The organism is Ramlibacter sp., from assembly GCF_035554825.1.
Taxonomy (GTDB): domain Bacteria; phylum Pseudomonadota; class Gammaproteobacteria; order Burkholderiales; family Burkholderiaceae_C; genus Ramlibacter.
Genome location: NZ_DATMHS010000095.1, coordinates 1 through 6,237, shown reverse-complemented (window position 1 = coordinate 6,237; position 6,237 = coordinate 1). Strand labels below are relative to the sequence as shown.

The following is a 6,237-nucleotide window of genomic DNA, read 5'->3' as shown; positions in this document are numbered from 1 at the left end:
CCAGGTATTCGGCGGGATTGGCGCCGAGCCGATCGGTCAGCGCCCCGTACAGCAGCCAGGCGAAGGGCAACAGCGCCAGCGCGAACAGCACCGGCTTCGCCGACGGATGCAGCAAAGCCTTGCGAAGCGCCATCAGTAGTTCTTCTTCAGGTCCATGCCCGCGTACAGCTGCGCCACCTGGGCCTCGTAGCCGTTGAACATCAGCGTTTTCCGACGCTTGGCAAACAGGCCGTCTTCCCCGATGCGCCGCTCGGTCGCCTGCGACCAGCGCGGGTGGTCGACGTTCGGGTTGACGTTGGAATAGAAGCCGTATTCGTTGGCCGCCGCCTTGTTCCACGCGGTCTTCGGCTCGCGCTCGGTGAAGCGGATCTTCACCAGGCTCTTGGCGCTCTTGAACCCGTATTTCCACGGCACGACCAGCCGCACCGGGGCGCCATTCTGGTTCGGCAGCACCTCGCCGTACATCCCGAACGACAGCAAGGTGAGCGGATGCATCGCCTCGTCCATGCGCAGTCCCTCCACGTAGGGCCAGTCCAGGACGCGGGAGCCGACGAACGGCATCGTCTTCGGATCGGCGAGCGTCACGAACTCGACGAACTTCGCGTTGCCCAGCGGCTCGACCTTCTCGATCAGCCTGGACAGCGAATAGCCGACCCAGGGCACCACCATGGACCAGCCTTCGACGCAGCGCAGCCGGTAGATCCGCTCTTCCTGCGCGCTCAGCTTGACCAGATCCTCGAGCGCGTAGCGCGCCGGCTTCTTCACCAACCCCTCGACCTCGACGCTCCACGGCGCGGTCTTCAGCGTGTGCGCGTTCTTGGCCGGGTCGCCCTTGTCGGTGCCGAACTCGTAGAAGTTGTTGTAGCTGGTCGCGTCCTTGGCGTCGGTCACCTTTTCCATGGTGACGGCGCCCGCGACGCCGGAACGCGCCCCCGGCAGTGGTGCGAGCTTGCCCGGCCGCTGGGTTTGCGCGAAGGCTTCGCGCGAGGCCCAGGCGGCGAGCACCGGTCCGGCGGCGCCGGCCGCCATCGCCTTGAGCAGGTCGCGCCGCCCGCGGTACGCCGCGGGCGGCGTGATCTCGCTGGCCACGGGGTGGATGAAGCCGTCATCGTTGTTCTTGATCAGCATGCCTGTCTCCCTGTGTTGGTGCCGGCGCCCCCGAGGAGCGGGCCGGCACGACCTTACAACATGGCGAAAGCCCACACGACGCGGTACGCGGCCGCGGCGGACCGGCTCCAAAAAACAAAAAGGGCGAGCCCGCCCGGGTGCTCGCCCTTTCTTGGAGCGGCCCGCGGGCCGCCGGTTCAGGTCAGCGCAGGCCGGCCACGTAATCGGCCACGGCCTTGATCTCGCGGTCGTTCAGCCGCGCGGCCACCTGCGCCATCTGCGGGCTGTTCTTGCGCACGCCGTCGCGGAAACTCACCAGCTGGGCCGCGATGTAGTCGGCATGCTGGCCGGAGAGGCGCGGATATTGAGAGGGGACGCCGGCACCGTTGGGGCTGTGGCAGCCGGCGCAGGCGGCGACCTGGCGCTCCGCGACACCGCCGCGGTAGATGCGCTCGCCCAGGGCCACCAGTTCCTTGTCCTTGGCGAAGCCCGGCTTGGCCTTCTGCGAGGCGGCCCAGGCGGCGACGTTCTTCATCTCGGCATCGTTCAGCTGGGCGGCGAAGCCCTGCATGACGGGGCTCGTGCGCTTGCCGGCCTTGAAGTCCTGCAACTGCTTGACGATGTATTCGGGGTGCTGCTGGGCCAGCTTGGGGTTGGCCGGAATGCCGGAGTTGCCGTCCTGGCCGTGGCAGGCGGCGCAGACGGAACCGAACTTCGCGCCGCCGGCGGCCGGGTCGGGCTTCGCCGCAGCTGCGGGAGCTGGTGCTGCCGGCGCGGCGGCGCCAGCCGCGGCCGGGGCGCCGTGCTGCTGGGCAAGCGAGGCGAACGCGGGCAGCGCCAGCGCGGCAGCGATCAGCAGGGAGGCAGTCGTCTTCATTCTTGGAATCGTCTTTCGAGGCGCAAAACCGCGTGATTCTACAATGCCCAACTGGCCTTCCCCCGCACCACAAGACAAGCATGACCTCCCCCCCGGCCGCCAATGGCGCAAGCAAGACGGCCGCCGCCCTGGCAATGGGCTGGCTGCACACCGCACGCTTTCTCACCACCGCTCCCAAGCTCGAGTTCCTGCCGGCGCTCGGGGTGCCGGAGATCGCCTTCGTCGGCCGGTCCAACGCCGGCAAGTCGACCTGCATCAACACCCTGACCCAGCAGAAGCGCCTCGCCTTCGCCTCCAAGACGCCAGGACGCACCCAAAGCATCAACCTGTTCTCGCTCGGCAAGCAGGGGCAGACCGACGCCGTCCTGGCCGACCTGCCCGGCTACGGCTACGCGGCCGTGCCGAAGGCGGACAAGCTGCGCTGGCAGCAGGTGATGGCCAACTATCTGGTCACGCGGGAAAACCTGCGCGCCGTGGTGCTGCTGGTCGATCCGCGCCAGGGCGTGACCGAGCTCGACGACATCCTGCTCGAGGTGATTCGTCCGCGGGTCGAAGAGGGCCTGAAGTTCCTGCTGCTGCTGACCAAGGCCGACAAGCTCAATCGCTCGGAGGCGGCCAAGGCACTGTCCATCGCGCGCCTGCAGGCCGGCGGCGGCGAGGTGAAGCTGTTCTCCGCGCTCAAGAAGCAAGGCGTCGAGGAGACCGCCCTGCTGCTGTCGCAGTGGGCCCATGGGGATACCCAGTGATCGAACAGTTCGAGCAGCCGCTGCCGCACGGCATCACCTTGAGCTGCCGCGCGGCCGGCGCGCGCGGCCGGCCGGTGCTGATGTTCCTGCACGGCTTTCCCGAGGCGGCCTTCGTCTGGGACGGACTGCTGGAACATTTCGCCCGGCCGGAACACGGCGGCTACCGCTGCGTGGCGCCGAACCTGCGCGGCTACGAGCGCTCGTCCCGGCCCGCGGACGTGAAGGCATACCGCGCCAAGGAACTGGTCGAGGACATCGCCGCCCTGATCGCGGCCGAAGGCCCGCCGCTCGAATGCCTGATCGCCCACGACTGGGGCGGCGCCGTGGCGTGGAACCTGGCCAACCAGCGGCCGCAACTCGCCAAGCGGCTGGCGATCATCAATTCGCCCCACCCCGGCACCTTCTGGCGCGACCTGCAGCACGATCCGCGGCAGCAGGCCGCCAGCGCGTACATGAACTTCCTGGTCCGGCCCGACGCGGAGGCGCTGCTCCGGGAGGACGGGTACCGGCGGCTGTGGGGTTTCTTCACCGACTGGGGCGGCGCCCCCTGGCTGACCGAGGCCGTCAGGCAGCAATACCGCGCCGTCTGGGACGCCGGCCTCACCGGCGGCCTCAACTATTACCGCGCATCGCCGCTGCGCCCGCCGCGCGCCGAGGATCAGGCCGCCGCGGCCGTCAAGCTGCCGCGCGAGATGCTGGCCGTGCAGCTGCCGACGCTGGTGCTGTGGGGGATGAAGGACGTGGCGCTGCTGCCCGCCCTGCTCGATGGCCTGGACGACCATGTCCCCGACCTGACGGTGCACAAGGTGGCCGACGCCAGCCACTGGATCGTCCACGAGCAGCCGGCGCTGGTCGCCCGCGAGCTGGCGAGCTTCCTCGGCGCCGCGCCGCGCTGACGCTCAGTAGACCGGCGGCTCCCCGGCCGGGCGCGTCTTGAAGCGCTTGTGGACCCAGTAGTACTGGTCGGGCATCGGATCGATGTAGCCCTGCAGCCGCTGGTTCATCAGCGCCGTGTCGGCGGCCACGTTGGCCGTCGGGAAGTCGCGCCAGGCGGGCAGCACGCGCACCTCGTAACCCCCGGGCGTCAGGCGCGTGACGAGCGGCACCACTTTCGCTCGTCCCAGCCGGGCGAAGCGTGACAGCGACGGCACGGTGGCGGCCGGCACGCCGTAGAACGGGACGAAGATCGACTCCTCGGGGCCGAAATTCATGTCGGGCAAGAGATACATGAGGTCGCCGGCGCGCAGCGCGGCGACCAGCTCGCGCACGCCCTCGGCCCGGCTCATGGGCCGCGTGCGACCGAAGCGGTGCCGTCCCGCGAGCACCCATTCGTCGACGACCTTGTTGCTTTGGCGCGTGTAGATGCCGACCAGCCCGCGCGGCAGCTGCTGGGTCAGCGCCGTCACGCCGGCATCGAGCCCGACGAAATGCGGGGCGAACACGATGGTCGGCTCGCTGCCGGCCAGCTCGTGCACGGCCCCCGTGATGGCCAGGCGGCGGCGCACGACCTGCGGATCGGCGTGCCACAGCCAGGCCCGGTCGAGGAAGGACTGCGCCACGTGCACGAAGGTGGCGCGGGCGACGCGCCGGCGTCGGCGCTCGTCCCAGGACGGAAAGCACACCCGCAGGTTGCTGGCCACCACGTGGCGGCGGGACGGCACCAGCACGTACAGCAGCCAGCCCAGCGCCAGGCCCAGCGCCCGGATCCACGCCAGCGGCAGGGGCGCGATCGCCCGCATGAACCACACGCCCATTCGGCTCATGCCACGCGCTCCGGCGCCGGCTGCTTGTAGCGCGCATAGCCCCACAGGTACTGCTGCGGGCACTCCCGGATCAGGTCCTCCATCCGCGCGTTCACCTGGGCCGCGGCGGCCTCGTCCTGGCCGGCCAGCTCGCCCGGCCAGGCGCGCAGCCGCACCCGGTAGCCGCGTCCCCACGCCAGCCGTTCGCCCCACGCCAGCAGCACCGTGGCGCCGGTCTGCCTGGCCAGCCGCGCCGACAGGGTCATGGTGTACGCCGGCCGGCCGAAGAACGGCGCCCACACCCCCATGCCTTGCGGCGGCACCTGGTCGGGCAGCAGGCCGACCGCCTCGCCCGCCTTCAGCGCCTTGAGCATCTGTTTCACGCCGGCCAGGGTGGTCGGCGCGGCCGCCAGGTTGGCTCGCGCCCGCGAACGGTCGACCAGGTCCCGCAGCCAGACCTTGCGCGCCGGCCGGTACAGCACCGTGATCCGCCCGAAGCGGCCGGCATAGCCCTGCGCCGTCGCCTCGAAGCAGCCGAGGTGCGGGGTCAGGAACAGGATGCCGCGGCCCCGCTGGCGCGCCGCCTCGACCAGCGCCGCGCCCTCCCATTCCAGCCGCACCGGCCGCCCGAACCAGAGCCGCGGCGTTTCGGCGATCAGCTTGCCGGCCTCGGCCACGGCGGCCCGGACGGTCGCCAGGCCATAGCCGGCCTGCCGGGCGTGCTCGAGAAACCGGCGGCGGTAGGTGGGGGACAGCAGGAACGACAGCCAGCCCACCAGCGCCCCCAGACCGTGCAACAGCGGCAGCGGCAGCAGCGCGAAAGCCCGGAAGAGATGTTTCACGACGGGGAGTAAAATGGGCGGGTCGCCGAGTTAATGAACTACTTGCAGGGCGACTCAACAAATTCTGCTAAAGCGTTCGCCCAAGCTCCGGCAGAAGGCAACGCGCCTTCCAGCTGAACAACGGAGTTTATTCAAATGGCGAACGATTTCCTCTTCACCTCGGAATCCGTGTCCGAAGGCCATCCCGACAAGGTGGCCGACCAGATCTCCGATGCCATCCTCGATGCGATCTTCACGCAGGACCCGCGCAGCCGGGTGGCGGCCGAGACGCTGACCAACACCGGTCTGGTGGTGCTGGCCGGCGAAATCACCACCCAGGCCAACGTCGACTACATCCAGATCGCGCGCGACACCATCAAGCGCATCGGCTACGACAACACCGAGTACGGCATCGACTACAAGGGCTGCGCCGTGCTGGTCGCCTACGACAAGCAGAGCAACGACATCGCCCAGGGCGTCGACCACGCCAGCGACGACTACCTGAACACCGGCGCCGGCGACCAGGGCCTGATGTTCGGCTACGCCTGCGACGAGACGCCGGAGCTGATGCCGGCCCCGATCTACTACGCCCACCGGCTGGTGGAACGGCAGGCCCAGGTGCGCAAGGACGGGAGGCTGCCCTTCCTGCGCCCCGATGCCAAGAGCCAGGTGACGATGCGCTACGTCGACGGCAAGCCGCACAGCATCGACACGGTGGTGTTGACGTCGCAGCACAGCCCCGACATGAGCGACGGCAAGCACATGAAGCCGGCGTTCGTCGAGGCCGTGATCGAGGAGATCATCAAGCCGGTGCTGCCGAAAGAGATGATGACCCGCAAGGTGAACTTCCTGGTGAATCCGACCGGTCGCTTCGTGATCGGCGGTCCGCAGGGCGACGCCGGTCTCACCGGCCGCAAGATCATCGTCGACACCTATGGCGGCGC

7 protein-coding genes and 1 pseudogene are annotated in these 6,237 nt (G+C 69.4%); 3 read left to right on the top strand and 5 right to left on the bottom strand.

The window, feature by feature from the left end; all coding sequences use genetic code 11:
• The 3 genes and pseudogenes from VNT59_RS11875 to VNT59_RS11865 all read right to left on the bottom strand — a co-directional run.
• Window positions 1-133, bottom strand: a pseudogene (locus VNT59_RS11875) (sulfoxide reductase heme-binding subunit YedZ); the annotation flags it as partial.
• A complete protein-coding gene (gene msrP / locus VNT59_RS11870; protein WP_325498620.1) occupies window positions 133-1,128 on the bottom strand; it encodes a protein-methionine-sulfoxide reductase catalytic subunit MsrP in 996 nt (331 codons plus the stop codon). The pseudogene VNT59_RS11875 and the gene msrP, both read right to left, overlap by 1 nt.
• Before the next feature lie 181 nt (window positions 1,129-1,309).
• On the bottom strand, window positions 1,310-1,984 hold the full coding sequence (locus VNT59_RS11865; protein WP_325498619.1) for a c-type cytochrome: 675 nt from the start codon (window positions 1,982-1,984) through the stop codon (window positions 1,310-1,312).
• Between the two features lie 80 nt (window positions 1,985-2,064).
• Here VNT59_RS11865 and yihA point away from each other — a divergent pair, with 80 nt between their 5' ends.
• The gene (yihA, locus tag VNT59_RS11860; RefSeq protein WP_325498618.1) at window positions 2,065-2,730 is read left to right on the top strand and encodes a ribosome biogenesis GTP-binding protein YihA/YsxC; all 666 of its coding nucleotides are present in this window, start codon (window positions 2,065-2,067) and stop codon (window positions 2,728-2,730) included.
• Window positions 2,727-3,626, top strand: coding sequence for an alpha/beta fold hydrolase (locus VNT59_RS11855; protein WP_325498617.1), 900 nt, complete (start codon window positions 2,727-2,729; stop codon window positions 3,624-3,626). Before yihA ends, VNT59_RS11855 begins: the two co-directional genes overlap by 4 nt.
• Window positions 3,627-3,629: 3 nt before the next feature.
• Here the strand turns inward: VNT59_RS11855 and VNT59_RS11850 are convergent, their stop codons facing one another.
• The gene (locus VNT59_RS11850; protein ID WP_325498616.1) at window positions 3,630-4,493 is read right to left on the bottom strand and encodes a lipid A biosynthesis acyltransferase; all 864 of its coding nucleotides are present in this window, start codon (window positions 4,491-4,493) and stop codon (window positions 3,630-3,632) included.
• The gene (locus tag VNT59_RS11845) at window positions 4,490-5,314 is read right to left on the bottom strand and encodes a lysophospholipid acyltransferase family protein (RefSeq protein WP_325498615.1); all 825 of its coding nucleotides are present in this window, start codon (window positions 5,312-5,314) and stop codon (window positions 4,490-4,492) included. Before VNT59_RS11845 ends, VNT59_RS11850 begins: the two co-directional genes overlap by 4 nt.
• A 135-nt stretch (window positions 5,315-5,449) precedes the next feature.
• On the opposite strand from VNT59_RS11845, the gene metK reads away from it, so the two are divergent.
• A partial coding sequence (gene metK / locus VNT59_RS11840; RefSeq protein ID WP_325498614.1) for a methionine adenosyltransferase occupies window positions 5,450-6,237 on the top strand: 788 nt, incomplete at its 3' end.

Coding starts and splice junctions, on each gene's coding strand:
- VNT59_RS11865 (WP_325498619.1), bottom strand. CDS start 1,984: ATGAAGACGACTGCCTCCCTGCTGATCGCTGCCGCGCTGGCGCTGCCC.
- msrP (WP_325498620.1), bottom strand. CDS start 1,128: ATGCTGATCAAGAACAACGATGACGGCTTCATCCACCCCGTGGCCAGC.
- yihA (WP_325498618.1), top strand. CDS start 2,065: ATGACCTCCCCCCCGGCCGCCAATGGCGCAAGCAAGACGGCCGCCGCC.
- VNT59_RS11850 (WP_325498616.1), bottom strand. CDS start 4,493: ATGAGCCGAATGGGCGTGTGGTTCATGCGGGCGATCGCGCCCCTGCCG.